Below are 16,321 nucleotides of genomic sequence, written 5' to 3' on the forward strand. Positions count from 1 at the left end.
CCAACAGATTGACTATATTATCCATATAGGTTAATAAAATTCATCATGCAAACCATATCCGACTATGAACCCGAATTCACCCCCGTCGCGCTCGACCGCGTGCGGCATGATGGTTGGACGCCGGAGCGGCAGCGGTTGTTTTTGATTGCGCTGGCGGCGCTGGGCACGGTCGATTCTGCGGCGCAGGCGGTGGGGATGTCACGAATTTCGGCCTATAACCTGAAAAAACGTGCTGACGCAGGTAGCTTTGCAGATGAATGGGACCGGGCGTTGGGGTTCGGGCGGGACATGATGTTTGACTATGCCTTGGAACGCGCCATTTACGGTGTCACCAGTATTAAGATGCGGTTGGGCGGCGCGTTTGAATTTCAAACTGGCCCCGATGACAAGCATTTGATGAAAGTGATGCGCGTGCCACCGCCGCGCCGCGATGCCAAAGCACGCCTGCCTGCTTCCTAGGTCCTGACCCTAGGTTTACAAAAATAGCGGCGCATGCATATATGTTTGTAAACTTAAGGGTCAGAATCCTGTCCCCAATATGCCGTCACCCCAAAGAGAGGAAACTTCATGTCAAGCACCCCACGCGAATTCGATATCATTGTCTATGGCGCGACGGGCTATACTGGTCGCTTGGTTGCCGAATATCTCAAGGACAAAACGGGCCTGAAATGGGCGATGGCGGGGCGTTCGCTCGCCAAGCTGGAAGAAGTGCGTGATCTTATTGGTGCCGCCGCAGACACAGCCCTGATTGTCGCTGATGCATCTGACCCCGCTACACTCGACGCGATGGTCAAGCGCACTAAAGTCGTTCTGACAACCGTCGGTCCCTATCAGCTTTATGGCAATGAACTTGTCACCGCCTGCGTTGCCAACGGCACCGATTACACCGATTTATGCGGCGAGCCTGCATGGATGCGCCAGAAAATCGACCAGCATGACGCGGCCGCCAAGGCCTCAGGAGCGCGGATCGTATTTTCCGCCGGCTTTGACTCCATCCCCTTCGATTTGGGCGTGTTGATGCTGCAAAAGCATTGCATGGAAACATTTGGTGCGCCTGCGCCGCGCGTGAAGGGCCGTGTGCGTGCCATGAAGGGCACTTTTTCGGGCGGCACCGCAGCCAGCTTAAAAGCAACAATGGCTGCCGCATCCAAGGACCCTGCGGTCATCGGCTATTTGACCAACCCGTTCAGCCTGTCCGCCGATTTTGCTGGCCCGCCGCAGCCTGCCGGCAATAAACCTGAATATGACGAAAGCCTCGGCAGTTGGGCGACCAGTTTCGTCATGGCGCCGATCAACACCAAAAATGTCCACCGCACCAACCATTTGCTGGGGCAGGCTTATGGTGCCGATTTTGTGTATGACGAAATGATGCTGACGGGCCCCGGCGAGCAAGGCGAAGCCATTGCCAAGCATGTTGCCTCCACCCCCATGATGGGCGGTGCGGATGACCCCAAGCCCGGTGAAGGCCCTACCAAAGAAGAACGCGAAACCGGCTTTTATGACGTGCTGTTTGTTGCAGAATATCCCGATGGCCGCACAGCGCGTTTCAGCGTGAAGGGCGACCGTGACCCCGGCTATGGTTCGACCAGCAAGATGATCAGCGAAACCGCAATTGCGTTGTGCGCGATTGAGGGCGCTGGCGGCGTCACTACGCCGGGTGCGGCCTTGGGCGAACATCTCGTCGACAGGTTGCAGAAACATGCCGGATTGATTTTCGCGGTTGAAAGCTGAACGCGCCCTCTTGCGCCGGACAGGATGGGACAGGAACGATGATGAAAAAACTATGCGCATTGGCAGGCTTTATCGCTATCGGCTTCGCGTCCCCCATGGCCGTATATGCCAGCCCCGCAAACGAGGCGAAACCAGAACGGCTGAAGGCTGATGTGGAAAAACTCGTCAGCTTTGGCACGCGCCATACATTGTCATCGGCGACGGACCCCAAACGCGGCATCGGCGCGGCCCGCAAATGGGCGCACAGTGAATTCGCGAAAATCGCAAAGGCGTGCAATGGTTGCCTGCAGACCGAATATCTCGAACGCATCATGTCGGGCCCGCGCATCCCTAATGGCGTTAACATCGTTGACGTGCTCGCTATTAAGCCCGGCACAATGGGCTCGGACCATGTCATCATTATCGCAGGACATATCGACAGCCGCGTTTCTGATGTGATGGATTTTACTCAAGATGCACCCGGCGCCAATGACGATGGTTCGGGCAGCGCCTTGGTGATTGAGGCGGCGCGGATCATATCGCAACAGCCACAACATCAGGCGACGATTGTCTTTGCCTTGCTGTCGGGCGAAGAACAGGGACTGATGGGTGGGCGCCTGCTCGCGGAAACCGCCAAGGAACGTGGTTGGAAAGTCACCGCCATGTTGAACAATGATATTGTCGGCGGCACGCTTGGCACCGACGGGCGCAAGGTTGATAATGTCGTGCGGGTTTTCAGCGAAGGCATTCGCGCATCAGAAGATCTGGCGGGGCAAATGGCGCGGCGCAACAGCGGCGGCGAAGATGACGGCCCAAGCCGTGCACTCATGCGCTATGCCGATACGCTTGCTGCAAAAGCCTATCCAGACGTGGTACTAGATGTCTTTGGCGTCCGCCGCCCGGATCGTTTTGCGCGCGGCGGTGATCATTTGCCTGCGCTAGAGCTTGGCTTTCCCGCAATTCGTTACACCGTGGGCGTCGAAAATTATCATCACCAGCATCAGGATGTGCGCACCGAAAATGGTATCGAATATGGCGACACCGTCGACAAGATGGACTTCGACTATTTGGCCAAGGTGACGATGTTGAATATCCTGACGGCAACAGCCTTGGCCGATGCCCCGCCAGCGCCTGCGTCGGCGACCTTGGGCGGCGCCGTTACTTCCAATACCACTGTCAGATGGGACGCAAGCCTCGGCGCGCACGCTTATCGCATATATCAGCGCCGCGCGGATGCGCAGGATTGGAGCTTTGTCCGCGAGCTGCAGGGCACCGAAACGGTGCTAGAGGGCTTAATCGTGGATGATCATTTTGTCGGCGTCAGTGCATTAGGTAAGAATGGCGCGGAAAGCACAATTACCTTCGCTGGTCTGCCGCCGCGGCGTTAATCCCTCTATAGCAATGGGTTTGGGTCAGGTCGCTTTAGGCAATGTTCGGCTGCACGACATCGTCGAAATCGCGTAATATATAACCGCGCCCCCACACCGTTTCGATATAGTTTTCACCGCCACAGGCCAGCGACAATTTTTTGCGCAGTTTGCAAATAAAAACGTCGATGATTTTCAATTCAGGTTCGTCCATCCCGCCATAAAGATGGTTGAGAAACATTTCCTTAGTCAGCGTCGTGCCTTTGCGTAGTGTCAAAAGCTCAAATATTGCATATTCCTTGCCAGTAAGGTGCACGCGGCTGCCATCGACTTCAACAGTTTTGCTATCGAGATTCACGGACAATTTGCCCGTGCGAATGACGGACTGCGAATGGCCTTTAGAACGGCGAACCACTGCGTGAATACGCGCAATCAGTTCGGCGCGGTCAAAAGGCTTAGTCACATAATCATCCGCGCCAAAACCGAAGGAGCGGACCTTCGTCTCCATCTCACTAATGCCTGAGACAACGAGCACTGGTGTTTTCACTTTAGCAACGCGCAGTTTTTTCAAAACGTCATAACCGTGTAGGTCAGGCAAGTTCAAATCGAGCAATATCATGTCATAATCATAGACCATGCCTAGATCGAGACCTTCCTCACCCGAGGCCGTCGTGTAGACAGTGAACCCTTCAGCCGTGAGCATCATTTCAACGGCCTTCGCCGTTGTAGGTTCATCTTCAATCAAAAGAACACGCATCGGCATTCCCTTTTTCAACCTCCTTTTAGTTTTAGCACCGGTACCCGCGCGGCTTCATCCAGCGATGCGACAATCGTAATAAACCATAAGGGGCACAAACTTGAAAGGTGAATTTGATCTTAATATTCTGATTTATAATGATTGTGATATTTTAGTTCACAGAAAATAACTATTTTCCAAGAGTTACATTTTTCAGAATAATGTAAATTCTATCATGTATTTTGTAACATTCTCGAAGGCCTCGCACCGAAGGGACCATATTTGCGGCGGTGAAAATTTACCAAGTGCAAAAATCAGCGCCCCAGTTTCGCGAGCAGCCAGGCGAGAGCGTTAGAATAAGGGCTAGCAATTAATGCTGCTTACCTGCCCACAGGCTGCCCTTTCGCCCGCTGCATATTCGAAGCAATATGTTTCTAAATCTTCTATTTAAATACCAATATCCTTCACTATCTTGGGCATATCGAAAACACCCTGTTGATGGAGTGCGTGACATGGTCGACACAAAAACCAATTTTGAAATTCGCCCTTTTGAAACACTTGGCGCGGCGAACCATGGCTGGCTGAACGCACATCACCATTTTTCGTTCGGCAACTATCATGACGCTGCTCGGATGAATTGGGGCGCAATCCGCGTCTGGAATGACGATGTGATCGCGCCGCAGTCTGGCTTTCCACCCCACCCCCATGCTGACATGGAAATCATAACTTATGTCCGGACTGGCGCTATCACGCACAAGGACAGTCTTGGTAATGAAGGTCGCACTGCGGCAGGCGACGTCCAAGTCATGAGCGCCGGCAACGGCATTCGCCATGCGGAATATAATCTGGAGAATGAAGCAACCACCTTGTTCCAAATCTGGATCATGCCAAATCGAACGGGCGGCGAGCCAAGTTGGGGGGCAAAACCATTCCCCAAAAATGACCGCTCGGGTGCATGGCAAATTCTGGCCAGCGGCTTTGATGAAGATAATGATGCATTACCCATCCGCACGGACGCCCGCGTGCTTGGCGCGACGATCAAAGCGGGTGACAGCTTGGAATATGCCATTGGCACTAATCGTCATGCCTATATGGTACCAGCCACCGGCGCGATTGAGATTGATGGGCACCGTGCGCAGGCCCGTGATGGCGTGGCGATTGGCGAAGGTGTGATTACCATCACCGCCATTGAGGACGCCGAAATCGTTCTGGTAGATTCACGTTAATCCATCTTAACTCTAGCCAATCGGTTGTGACATTGGCAAAATGTGACGCTGGCTGTTACAACCGCCCTTATGGCCTTTGACCTTCCCGAAGAATATCTTGAAGAAACCTTCTTGGCCTCAACCGGCCCGGGCGGGCAGAATGTCAACAAAGTCGCGACAGCCTGCCAATTGCGTGTTGATGTCTATGCTTTGGGTTTGCAACCTTATGCCTTTCGCCAGTTGAAAATTCTGGCGGGCAGCAAGATGACGATATCAGGCGAGTTGATCGTCACGGCGCGCAGTCACCGCACGCGCGAAGCCAATCGGCAGGATGCGCGCGCGCGGGTCATCGAACTTATCGACCGCGCACATATACGCCAGCCCCGCCGCGTCGCTACCAAGCCAAGCAAAGCGGCTAAGGCACGGCGGGTTGATACCAAAATAGGCCGATCCACGATCAAGAAAAACCGTGGCAAGGTCAGTTTCGATTGATAAGGCAAGACGATGTACACATTTGCAATTGATGCCGCGGCACCCAAAGCCGAACTATATGCTGAACTGGTCCGCGCTGCCGATGCCCTGACCGGCGATGAACCCGATGCTGTCGCTAATATGGCGAACATCGCGGCCTTGCTTTGGGAATATCTGCCTGATGTAAACTGGACGGGCTTCTATCGCGTCGTCGATGGCGAACTTGTCTTGGGTCCCTTTCAAGGTAAGGCAGCATGCATTAGGATCCCTTTTGGCACAGGTGTTTGCGGGACCGCAGCGCAATCAGGCAAGACGCAGCTGGTGGGCGATGTGCACGCGTTCCCCGGTCATATCGCCTGCGATGCCATTAGCGCATCTGAACTGGTAGTGCCTGTGCAGCGCAATGGTAAGGTTGTTGCGGTGATTGACCTCGATAGCCCAACACTGAACCGCTTTGATATCGAAGATGCAAAGGGCATCGAGATGCTCGCCGAGATTATCGCTGACAGAATTTGAATGGCCTAAAGGCCAATTCTAAACCGCCTCAGCATCGGGATCGAAACATTCCCACCCGTCAGGTCCAAGGCGCTCCAATGGCCTGTACCGGGTCTTGTAATGCATCCGTGCCGCACCATTCACCCAATAGCCTAAATAGACATAAGGAAGCCCTGCGGCCTTTGCCCGCATGATGTGGTCCATGATGATGAAGTTGCCGAGGCCAGATCGGCCTTCAATCTCGGTATCGTAAAAGCTATAGATCATCGACATGCTGTCGGTTTGCTGATCAGTCAGGCACGCACCGACCAATTCTCCAATCCGTCCGAAACGCGGCGGGGTTCGATATTCAATGACTTGGCTGCGCACCGGCGATTGTTCGACCATGTCGGCATAATCCATATCATCCATATTCGCCATGCCACCGTCAGGATGGCGTGAGGAAAGGTAACGGCTTAGCAGTTCATATTGCTCGGATGTTGACCAAGGGCGGCACGCGCTCACAATCAAATCAGCATTGCGCCGCAAAATTCGGCGCTGTGTGGCGTTAGGAGTAAATTCGCGCGTGCGCACGCGTACCGAAACGCATGCCTTACAGTCCAGACAGCTTGGCCGGTAAGCAACATTCTGACTACGACGAAAACCAATACGTCCAAGCGCTTCGTTCAGTTCATCGGCATGGCTACCGTTGAGCTCGGTAAATACTTTCCGTTCGATTTTGCCGGGCAGATAAGGGCAAGGACCAGGGGTCGTTACAAAAAATCGCGGGAAACGGACTGGTGCGCTCATATTCTCTCCGCTAGGTCGCGATGGCATTTAACACATTATCTGCCTTTTATGCACAGCTCAACCTATGCTGAAAGGTACATTTGCCGTCTGGGTTAGGATGCCTCTTTACTTATTAAGCTCTACCCGTTCGACTTTGTAGCCCGCAACATTCAAACCATCAACAAGCCCTTGTAATTGTTGGGCATCACGCGCTTCGCATTCAATATCGGTGATCAGTCCCTTCGCCGGCAAGGTCGTAAAAATCCGCTGATGGTAAATTTCGATGATGTTGACATTATGTTCGTTGAACAAGCGCATCACTTTAAACAGCGCACCGGGGCGGTCTTGAAGGGTCAAGCGCAGACGCGCCAAGCGACCTGACCGCGCAAGATCCCGCAAAAGAACGTTTGCGAGTAGGCGTGTATCGATATTGCCTCCGCACAAGACGACTCCAACATTCTTACCAGCAAATTTCTCTGGATGGGCCATCACCGCAGCAAGACCCGCAGCACCAGCACCTTCGACAACAGTTTTTTCAATTTGCAACAGCAGGCTAACTGCCGTTTCCAATTCCGCCTCGTTCACTAAGACTATTTCGTCGACCAGTTCGCGAATAACTTCGCTGGTGAATGCACCGGGCATTTTAACAGCTATGCCCTCCGCTAAAGTATCCCCTTCGCAAGGCATTTGTAGATTGTTCAGCAAAGCATACATCGATGGGTAAAGCTCCGCTTGAACCCCAATGAGGCCAATATCCGGTTTCAACGCGCGTGCGGCCGTCCCCATGCCAGATAACAAGCCACCGCCACCAATAGGCACAACCAACATATCAAGGGACGGAATGCTCTCGAGCATCTCAAGCGCGACAGTACCCTGCCCTGCGGCAACATGCGGGTCATCAAAAGGATGAACAAAAGTAAGCCCCTGCTCGGCCTCTAGCTGTCGTGCATGTTTATAGGCGTCGTCAAAAGTTTCGCCAAACAGCACAACTTTGCCGCCAACACTTTCGGTTTGCATGACCTTAACCGTTGGCGTTGGGACGGGCATGACGATGGTCACCGGTATACCAAGGCGCGTACCATGATAGCTCAGCCCCTGCGCATGGTTGCCGGCGGACGCCGCGATCACGCCCTTGTTGCGTTGTTCCTCGGAAAGAAGCAGGATCGCATTGAGCGCGCCGCGTTCCTTATAGGCTGCGGTAAACTGCAAGTTTTCGAACTTCAGGTAAATATTTGCGCCAGTGAGCTTTGACAAAGTCTGGCTGTGCAGGGTGGGCGTAGCCACGATAGAATCGCGAATACGGTCATGGGCGGCGCGGACATGGTCCAAGGTCAATAGATCAGACATATAAATTGGCCCTAACGCATCTGGTGTTAAGTGAAAACAGCCATTAAGACCAAAGGATGACCAAAATAGCTTTTATCGGATTGGGCGTCATGGGCGGCCCGATGGCACGGCATCTCAAACAGGCCGGACATGATTTGACTGTGTATAATCGTTCGCGCGCCAAGGCCGAAAAATGGATTGAAGTTTATGGTGGAGCTCTCGCCACCTCGCCAGCAGATGCCGCCAAAGATGCTGAAGTTGTGATTAGTTGCGTTGGCACGGATGATGACCTGTCAGGCGTCACGCTTGGCCGCGATGGCGCTTTTTCGACGATGGCGAAAGGTAGCTTGTATATCGACCACACAACGGTTTCCGCACGCATTGCGCGACAGCTCGGTGTTGAGGCGAAATCACGCGGATTAATGATTGTCGATGCGCCAGTGACTGGCGGTCAAGCAGGCGCAGAAAACGGAACATTATCGATCATGTGCGGCGGGACAGAAGCCTCTGTTGCAGCAGCCTCACCCATCATTACGGCTTACTCTAAGCGTATCGTTCATGTCGGCGGTCCTGGAACGGGCCAGATTACGAAAATGTGCAACCAAATTGCCTTTGCCGGCATAATTCAATCCTTGTCCGAAGCCATGCGCTTTGCGCAGTCCGCTGAGTTGGACGTTGAGAAAGTATATGAAGCTATTTCCGGCGGCGCAGCACAAAGCTGGCAAATGGACAATCGCTGGGCCACTATGGCAGAGGATCGGTTCGATTTTGGTTTTGCCGTCGATTGGATGCGAAAGGACCTTGGATTAGCATTCGAAGAAGCCCGCGCGGTTGGCGCAACTTTGCCGATCACCGCAATCATTGACCAATTTTACGCCGATGTGCAGCATATGGGTGGGGGGCGACTGGATACCAGTGCGATTGTAAAGAGGTTGCCTAAGGGATGAGTAAACTACTCGCCCTCGCTTTGCTTGCGACCAGCATAGCAACCCCCGCGTTCGCCGATGGGCTTGTCGAAAACGTCAATGGCATCACGCTCGACGCCGAAGGCAAAGTCATTCGTTTTAACGCCATGCTCGTTGGCAGCGACGGTACAGTCACCGAACTGCTCACCAAAAAGGATAAGCTGCCCAGGCAACTGGATTTCCGTTTGGATGGACGCGGCGCGACATTGTTGCCGGGCCTCATTGACGCGCATGGTCATGTCATGGGCCTCGGTTTCCAATTACTCACGCTTGACCTGTCGACGACAAACAGCCTTGCCGAAGCACAGGCCGCGATAAAGGCTTATGCTGCAAAATATCCCGAACGTCGTTGGATTATTGGTCGCGGTTGGAACCAAGAGAAATGGGGACTTGGCCGCTTTCCGACGGCACAAGACCTAGACGCAGCCGTCAGCGACCGGCCCGTCTGGCTTGAGCGCGTCGACGGCCATGCGGGCTGGGCAAATAGCCGTGCGATGGAAATCGCTGGTGTAAACGCCGCGTCAAAATCGCCACCAGGCGGACGCATCGAACGCATCGGCGGAGAGCCAAGCGGCATTTTTGTTGACGCTGCGGCAAATTTGGTGGGCAAATTTGTGCCAGCGCCCAAGCCACTGGAGCGCGACATTGCTTTAGGTGAGGCGCAGAAGAAGCTACATAGCTTAGGTATCACCGCTATTGCCGACATGGGCACATCTATGGACGACTGGCAAAGCTACCGCCGTGCAGGGGATGCTAGCTGGTTGACGATACGAATAATCGCTTATGCGGGCGGTATCGATAACATGGTTGCCATTGCTGGGCCACGACCCAGCCCATGGTTGTATAACGATAAGCTCAGGCTAGGCGGGGTGAAGCTCTATCTCGATGGAGCTTTAGGCAGCCGTGGCGCTTGGTTGAAAAAGCCTTATGCCGATGCGGCTGGCCAAACGGGTCTGCAATTTCTGGCGAGCGCCGAAATCCGCAACCTCATGGTGCGCGCATCTATGGACGGCTTCCAAACGGCTATTCACGCCATTGGTGACGCGGCCAATGCAGAAGTTATCAGCGCAATTGAGGAATTGTCCGACACCTATAAGGGTGATCAACGCTGGCGGATTGAGCATGTGCAGATTGTTGATCCAGTGGATCTGCAAAAGCTTGGCAGGCACGGCATTATTTCCTCGATGCAGCCTGTACACCAGACATCTGATCGATTGATGGCAGAGGCACGGCTTGGTTCAGAGCGTCTGAACGGAGCATATGCGTGGCAGTCTATTGCACGCGCCGGGGGCAAGCTCGCTTTCGGTTCGGACGTGCCAGTGGAATCAGCTGATCCCTTCGCTGGCCTTGCCGCTGCAATGACGCGCGAAGATGCCGATGGGCAACCCTTTGGTGGATGGCGCCCCGAAGAACGTGTCACCCGCGAACAGGCGCTTGCAGGTTTTACCACAGGTGCCGCGTATGCAGCTTTTGCAGAAGGAAAATTTGGCGCATTGACGCCTGGGCATTATGCCGATTTCATCCTGATCGATGTAGACCCTTTACTTGCAAGCCCTCGAGAATTGCGTAATGCTGTAGTCAAGGAAACATGGGTCGCAGGACGGCCCGTTTATAAAAATGCTGCAGCAAATGCTGCAGACGAAAAAACGAATGGAGAAAAACAATAATGCGCGCATGGACATTGGCTAGCCGCCCAGTTGGACTTCCGAACAGCAGTAATTTTGCGATTGTTGAACATCCAGACACGCCGCTTGGCGCGGACGAGTTTCGCGTGACGAATAGCTGGCTGTCGGTCGATCCATATATGCGTGGACGCATGAATGATGCAAAAAGCTATGCGGATCCGTTCATGTTGGGCGAACCCATGACTGGCGGTGCAGTTGGTACTGTGACCGAAAGCAATAACGCCGAATTTCCGGTTGGCGCAAAAGTGCTGCACATGGCTGGCTGGCGCGACTCTGTCGTCTTTGGCGGCAGCCATACACCGCCTGCCGGAATGCCTCCAGTGAAGCTGCCTGACCTCGGTGTGCCGGACCAACATTGGCTCAGCATCATCGGCATGCCTGGTGGAACCGCATGGTTTGGTTTGCTCAAGGTAGCTGAAGCGAAGGCTGGCGAAGTCATTTTCGTGTCCGCCGCGGCCGGTGCCGTAGGCTCCACAGTGACCCAAATTGCTAAAGCCAAGGGCATGAAAGTCATTGGTTCGGCTGGCGGCGCAGACAAATGCGCTTGGGTTAAAGAACTGGGCGCAGACGCCGTGATTGATTATAAATCGGGCAAAGTGCTGCCGCAATTGATGTCCGCGCTTAAGGATATGGGTGAAACTGGTATTGATGTGTATTTTGACAATGTCGGCGGTGAACATTTTGACGCCGCGCTTGCGACATCCAAGGAATGGGCACGTTTTGCTATTTGCGGCATGATTGATGTCTATAATGATTTCAAAGCGCAGCCGATGCAGTATTTGCCAATGATCATCGGCAAAAGGGTCATGATCAAAGGTTTCCTCTACCCTGATTTCTACGCGCAGGTGCCAGAGTTCAATGCGGACATGGCCGCTCTCATTCAATCGGGTGCTGTCAAGGGCCGAGAAACCGTCAAGGATGGACTGGAAAAAACACCCGAAGCTTTCATCGGGCTGTTCAGCGGCGAAAACACCGGCAAAATGCTCGTTAAGCTCTAACTAAAAATGCTGCGCAGCATTTTCACGTGGAAACGCCAACAGTTTTCACGGTGAAATGTCGCGCTCGGTGCTGCTTATGCTGCTATTGTTGTAATATTGACGCACCGAAAATTTTTCAAACCGCATTGTTGTTTAGAACAATGACAAGCAAATACCCTTTCGTTAGATTGTTAAAAAAAGTGTCATTTAGGAGAAAACATATGTTGCGACGTGACAAATCTTTTAACCGTGCCTTGAAATTGTCGGCCGCCTGCCTCGCATTGGCCGCACCCGCTATGGCATTTGCGCAAGAAGCGCCTCAAAGCGAAGACACTTCCGACGCAGAAATCGTTGTGACGGCCCAGGGGCGCAGCCAACTGCTCTCCGACGTTCCTGTTGCCATTTCTGCCGTTAACGCAGAAACTCTGCAAAACAGTGGCGCCAATGACATTCGTCAGTTGAACCAAGTTGCGCCATCTTTGCTCGTGTCCTCCACCGGATCAGAGGCCAATGGCTCGGCCCGTATTCGCGGCATTGGTACCGTAGGCGACAACCCCGGTCTTGAAAGCTCGGTTCCCGTGTTCATCGACGGCGTTTACCGTTCGCGTTCGGGTATTGGCCTTAACGAGCTCGGCGAGATTGACCGCGTCGAAGTGCAACGTGGCCCGCAGGGCACGCTGGGTGGACGTAACTCGTCTGCTGGTCTCATCAGCATCTATTCAAAAAAGCCAAGCTTCACTTTTGGCGGGAACGGCGAGCTGACGTATGGCAATTATGATTTCATGCGCGCGGCAGGTAGCGTCACCGGCCCCGTTTCGGAGCAATTGGCATTCCGTGTTGATGGCGTTTACGTTAAGCGCGACGGTTTCTACCGCGATGACCAGAATGGCCGCGATATCAACAATCGTGACCGTTACTTCCTGCGTGGACAATTGTTGTTCGAACCCACAGACGCATTGTCCGTCCGTTTAATTGCTGACTATACCTTCCGGAAGGAAGAATGCTGCGCCGCAACTTATGTCGACCGGGCCGTCAATCAATTTATTGGTGACCTGAACACGCCAAGCACGGTTGGCGTTGCATCAACCGCCACGTCAAACAACATTATCAATGTGTTGCGCGACTTAGGTCAGCCTTTGGCCGCATTCAACCAAGGCTTTGGTCGCAAGGTTTCTGTTAGCCCGAACCGCGTATTCAGTGGTGAGACCAAAGATTATGGCTTCTCCGGTCAAGTCGATTATGACTTTGGCGGTGCGACTTTGACCTCGATCACTGCTTACCGCCAATATCGTTCGGGTCAGGCTTCCGACACTGATTATGGCGAAGTCGACATTCTGTACCGCGCCCCAAGTGACGACGCCTATCGTCAGTTCCACACTTTCACGCAGGAACTGCGTCTGCAGGGTGAAGCATTGGACGGCAAGCTTGATTGGCTCGTCGGCGGCTTCTTCGCGAATGAAAAGCTGACCGTACGCGATAATCTCCGCTTTGGCAGCCAATATGGCCGCTTTGCAAATTGCCGTCTTGTTTCAGGCGGTAGTCTTGCCAGTGGCTATCTCCCGTCTGGTCAGGCATGTCTCAGCGCGACTGTTCGCGGTGCCATTGCAGGAGGATTGACTGCACTAGGTGCTGGTGGTCCCGCGATACTTGCAGGACTTGATCGTCTGGATACCCTAAACAATCTCGGTTCGACCAACGATCGTTATTTCCAGAACGGCACGAACTGGGCCGTTTTTACGCATAACATCTTACATATTACCGACACAGTCGATCTCACTCTTGGCCTTCGCTACACGAAGGATAAGAAAAAGTTTGATGCAACCTTTGGTAATGACAATACGGTCTGTACCGCAAACCAGGCGGCGCTTGGATCTTTGCTTGCAGGACCACTCGCAGCAACAGCAGGTGGGATCATTGGTTTGTCCTGTCAGGGCAACTCGACTGCTGAACTCAACGGCGTCTCTATCCGCGATGACCGCAATGAAGATCAACTTACAGGAACGGCCATCCTTTCCTGGAAGCCAGTTGATGACCTCTTGGTCTATGGCAGCTTTGCCCGTGGATATAAGGCAGGTGGCTTCAACCTAGACCGTTCTGCGCTCAAATCGCCGATTGCCACATTCGCGTCAGTTGGCGGCGCGCAGGCATTGGTTGGCAATCTCCAGTTCGACCCCGAACTGGTGGACAGCTATGAATTAGGTGCGAAGTTCTCAAACGGTCCATTTGGCTTGAGCGTCTCGGGATTCCGTTCTGACTTCAGCAGCTTCCAGTTGAATACCTTCAATGGTACAGTGTTCCTCGTTCAGAACGTCAATGGTTGTAATAACCTTGTTGGCGGCTCAAACGCGGACACAGACCTAAGCAATACAACTGGCAGTTGTGCCGCTGGCGACATCACTTATGGTGTTCGCACGCAAGGTCTTGAGCTTGAAGCATCACTGACGCCAGCACGTAACTTCCGCATGGCAGCTGGCTTGACTTATGCAAAGACCACCTATCGCGACGATCTGATCGGCACAAAGAACGGTGCACCTCTAGATTCAGCTCTGCGTAAGTTACCCGGTGACAATTTGTCGAACGCACCTGAATTCGTTGCCACCTCAAGCGTCACCTGGACGCCTGATATTGGTAGCAATGGTATGAGCGGCCTTGTCTACATCGATGGGCGCATGACCAGCGATTACAACACAGGATCTGACTTGTTCCCGCAGAAGGAACAAGACAGTTTTGCGGTGTTTAACGCCCGAATTGGTCTTCGCGGTGCTGACGAAGCTTGGGGTATTGAGCTTTGGGGCCAGAATATCTTTAATCAGGATTATGCACAGGTCGCCTTTAACTCTCCATTCCAGGCGGGTCAAAGTTCAGCGCCTTTTGTGGATCCGCAATATCCAGGCGGTCGCCAGATCTTCTCGCAGTTCCTTGCTGAACCGCGGACGTACGGCATTACTTTGCGCGGCAAGTTCTAAGACCTTCGCCGGCTAATAACGAAAAGGGCCTGCAGTTATGCGGGCCTTTTTTTATGTGTGACTTTGAAAATGTAATGTTGCGCGTTAGCTTCGTTGAGTAAACAAACAGCGCCTTCATCCCGAAACAAGTTGAGAGTGACGGTAGCGAGTAGATTTCAAAAAAGATGCCCGCTTGACCGGGCGGTATTTAAGTGGTCCCAAAACCCACACCTAAGAAACCGGGCATTGGTCCGTTCCAGCGGTCATCGCCTAATGCCTCGCCGTTCGACGGATCTGGCTTCACCGTTTCAGCTTTAGGGGCTTTCTTTTCGCGTGCTGGCTTGGCCACTGTCTTCGCACGCACTGGCTCTAATGCTTCGACCGCTTCCTCAGGCCTATCAGACCGCATCTCCTTGGTCTTTGCCGAAGATGTGCGGCGTCCGCGCTTTGCTGGCCCGCGCTCTTCGCCCTCGGCGGGCGCTTCAATCTTACCAAGGCGCTCGATTTTATTGCCGATAAGTTTCTCGATGCTTTCAATCGCTTCTTCGTCGGCCTTGGTTACAAATGTAAAGGCCTTGCCCTTGGCACCGGCACGGCCAGTCCGGCCAATGCGGTGAACATAATCATCTGGATGCCATGGCGCATCGAAGTTAAACACGTGACTAACGCCCTTAACGTCAAGCCCACGTGCTGCGACATCGGATGCCACAAGAAGATCAATGTCGCCATTCTTAAACGCTTCCAATTGCTTCTGGCGCGACGCTTGGTCGATGTCCCCATGGATTTCGCCGGACCGAAAGCCGTGGCGTTGAAGACTGGTGTTCAATTCGCGAACCGTTGTCTTGCGGTTGCAAAAGATGATAGCATTCGACACTGTTTCTGTGCGCAGAAGGTCGCGCAAAACGTCGCGCTTTTTCATCTGGCTTACATTAACCAAAAACTGTTCGATGTTGACGTTGGCGGTCGCCGGGCGCGCAACTTCAATATATTTGGGATTGGACAAAAACTTGTCCGCCAGCTTTTTGATAGGCGGTGGCATTGTTGCTGAAAACAATAATGTTTGGCGCGTTGTTGGTAGTTTTGTACAAATATTTTCAATATCGGGAATAAAGCCCATATCGAGCATCCGGTCGGCTTCATCGATGACGAGCATTTCGCAGCCAGTCAGCAAAATCTTGCCGCGCTCAAACAAGTCCATGAGCCTGCCTGGCGTAGCAATCAAAACGTCCACGCCCTTTTCAAGGGCCTTAACTTGGTCCCCCATTTGCACGCCGCCAATCAAAAGCGCCATCGACAGCTTATGATATTTGCCGTATTTTTCAAAATTCTCTGCAACTTGCGCTGCCAATTCGCGTGTTGGTTCCAATATCAGGCTACGCGGCATACGCGCGCGTGCGCGTCCATTGGCAAGCACATCAATCATCGGGAGAACGAAGCTCGCGGTCTTGCCTGTCCCCGTTTGCGCAATGGCGATAATGTCGCGCATCATCTGGACCTGCGGAATAGCTGCTGCCTGAATTGGGGTCGGCGCATCATAGCCAGCCTCGTTTAAGGCTCTCAATAACTCGTCAGACAGGCCGATATCGGCAAAACGCATATAGTGTTCCGGAAAAAAGATGGCGCAGCGCCACCGGAAACAAATTCACAGGGACGAGCGTGGGCATTGGTCGC

The 16,321-nt window shown here is 53.3% G+C and carries 14 protein-coding genes; 10 read left to right on the forward strand and 4 right to left on the reverse strand.

Translation table 11 applies throughout. The features are described from left to right. Nucleotides 1-45: 45 nt before the first annotated feature. From D7D48_RS07770 to D7D48_RS07780, 3 genes are all read left to right on the forward strand, one after another. Nucleotides 46-459: a hypothetical protein gene (locus D7D48_RS07770; RefSeq protein ID WP_125230725.1), complete on the forward strand. Its 414-nt coding sequence runs from the start codon at nt 46-48 to the stop codon at nt 457-459. Nucleotides 460-567: 108 nt separating this feature from the next. Continuing rightward, the gene (locus D7D48_RS07775; RefSeq protein WP_125230726.1) at nt 568-1,731 is read left to right on the forward strand and encodes a saccharopine dehydrogenase family protein; all 1,164 of its coding nucleotides are present in this window, start codon (nt 568-570) and stop codon (nt 1,729-1,731) included. 41 nt (nt 1,732-1,772) lie between these two features. Then, nucleotides 1,773-3,098, forward strand: coding sequence for a M20/M25/M40 family metallo-hydrolase (locus tag D7D48_RS07780; RefSeq protein WP_125230942.1), 1,326 nt, complete (start codon nt 1,773-1,775; stop codon nt 3,096-3,098). 34 nt (nt 3,099-3,132) lie between these two features. Here the strand turns inward: D7D48_RS07780 and ctrA are convergent, their stop codons facing one another. Beyond that, entirely contained in the window at nt 3,133-3,834 is a 702-nt protein-coding gene (gene ctrA, locus D7D48_RS07785; protein WP_125230727.1) for a response regulator transcription factor CtrA, read from the reverse strand. Between the two features lie 491 nt (nt 3,835-4,325). On the opposite strand from ctrA, the gene D7D48_RS07790 reads away from it, so the two are divergent. The 3 genes from D7D48_RS07790 (at nt 4,326) to D7D48_RS07800 (ending at nt 6,005) form a co-directional block, all read left to right on the forward strand. Beyond that, the gene (locus D7D48_RS07790; RefSeq protein ID WP_125230728.1) at nt 4,326-5,039 is read left to right on the forward strand and encodes a pirin family protein; all 714 of its coding nucleotides are present in this window, start codon (nt 4,326-4,328) and stop codon (nt 5,037-5,039) included. 69 nt (nt 5,040-5,108) lie between these two features. Next, nucleotides 5,109-5,510, forward strand: coding sequence for an alternative ribosome rescue aminoacyl-tRNA hydrolase ArfB (gene arfB / locus D7D48_RS07795; RefSeq protein WP_125230729.1), 402 nt, complete (start codon nt 5,109-5,111; stop codon nt 5,508-5,510). 12 nt (nt 5,511-5,522) lie between these two features. Next, a complete protein-coding gene (locus D7D48_RS07800; RefSeq protein WP_125230730.1) occupies nt 5,523-6,005 on the forward strand; it encodes a GAF domain-containing protein in 483 nt (160 codons plus the stop codon). Nucleotides 6,006-6,023: 18 nt separating this feature from the next. On the opposite strand, the gene D7D48_RS07805 is transcribed toward D7D48_RS07800, so the two are convergent. Both D7D48_RS07805 and D7D48_RS07810 read right to left on the reverse strand, forming a co-directional pair. Beyond that, a complete protein-coding gene (locus D7D48_RS07805; protein WP_125230731.1) occupies nt 6,024-6,773 on the reverse strand; it encodes an arginyltransferase in 750 nt (249 codons plus the stop codon). Between the two features lie 105 nt (nt 6,774-6,878). Next, complete coding sequence (locus D7D48_RS07810; RefSeq protein ID WP_125230732.1) at nt 6,879-8,099, reverse strand: threonine ammonia-lyase; 1,221 nt, start codon at nt 8,097-8,099, stop codon at nt 6,879-6,881. A 56-nt stretch (nt 8,100-8,155) separates the two neighbouring features. Between D7D48_RS07810 and D7D48_RS07815 the strand changes: the two genes are divergently transcribed. The 4 genes from D7D48_RS07815 (at nt 8,156) to D7D48_RS07830 (ending at nt 14,671) form a co-directional block, all read left to right on the forward strand. Continuing rightward, nucleotides 8,156-9,025: an NAD(P)-dependent oxidoreductase gene (locus D7D48_RS07815; RefSeq protein WP_125230733.1), complete on the forward strand. Its 870-nt coding sequence runs from the start codon at nt 8,156-8,158 to the stop codon at nt 9,023-9,025. After that, nucleotides 9,022-10,710 carry an amidohydrolase gene (locus D7D48_RS07820; RefSeq protein WP_125230734.1) on the forward strand — a complete coding sequence of 563 codons (1,689 nt, stop codon included), beginning with the start codon at nt 9,022-9,024 and terminating at the stop codon, nt 10,708-10,710. The genes D7D48_RS07815 and D7D48_RS07820 overlap by 4 nt, the downstream gene beginning before the upstream one ends. Further along, complete coding sequence (locus D7D48_RS07825) at nt 10,710-11,726, forward strand: NADP-dependent oxidoreductase (protein WP_125230735.1); 1,017 nt, start codon at nt 10,710-10,712, stop codon at nt 11,724-11,726. The genes D7D48_RS07820 and D7D48_RS07825 overlap by 1 nt, the downstream gene beginning before the upstream one ends. Nucleotides 11,727-11,926: 200 nt before the next feature. Continuing rightward, the gene (locus D7D48_RS07830; protein ID WP_125230736.1) at nt 11,927-14,671 is read left to right on the forward strand and encodes a TonB-dependent receptor; all 2,745 of its coding nucleotides are present in this window, start codon (nt 11,927-11,929) and stop codon (nt 14,669-14,671) included. Nucleotides 14,672-14,858: 187 nt separating this feature from the next. Here D7D48_RS07830 and D7D48_RS07835 read toward each other — a convergent pair whose 3' ends face one another. Then, nucleotides 14,859-16,247, reverse strand: coding sequence for a DEAD/DEAH box helicase (locus tag D7D48_RS07835; protein ID WP_125230737.1), 1,389 nt, complete (start codon nt 16,245-16,247; stop codon nt 14,859-14,861). Nucleotides 16,248-16,321: the final 74 nt, after the last annotated feature.

Origin of the sequence: Sphingorhabdus wooponensis (assembly GCF_003933235.1) — a bacterium.
In the GTDB taxonomy this organism is placed as follows: Bacteria; Pseudomonadota; Alphaproteobacteria; order Sphingomonadales; family Sphingomonadaceae; genus Sphingorhabdus_B; species Sphingorhabdus_B wooponensis.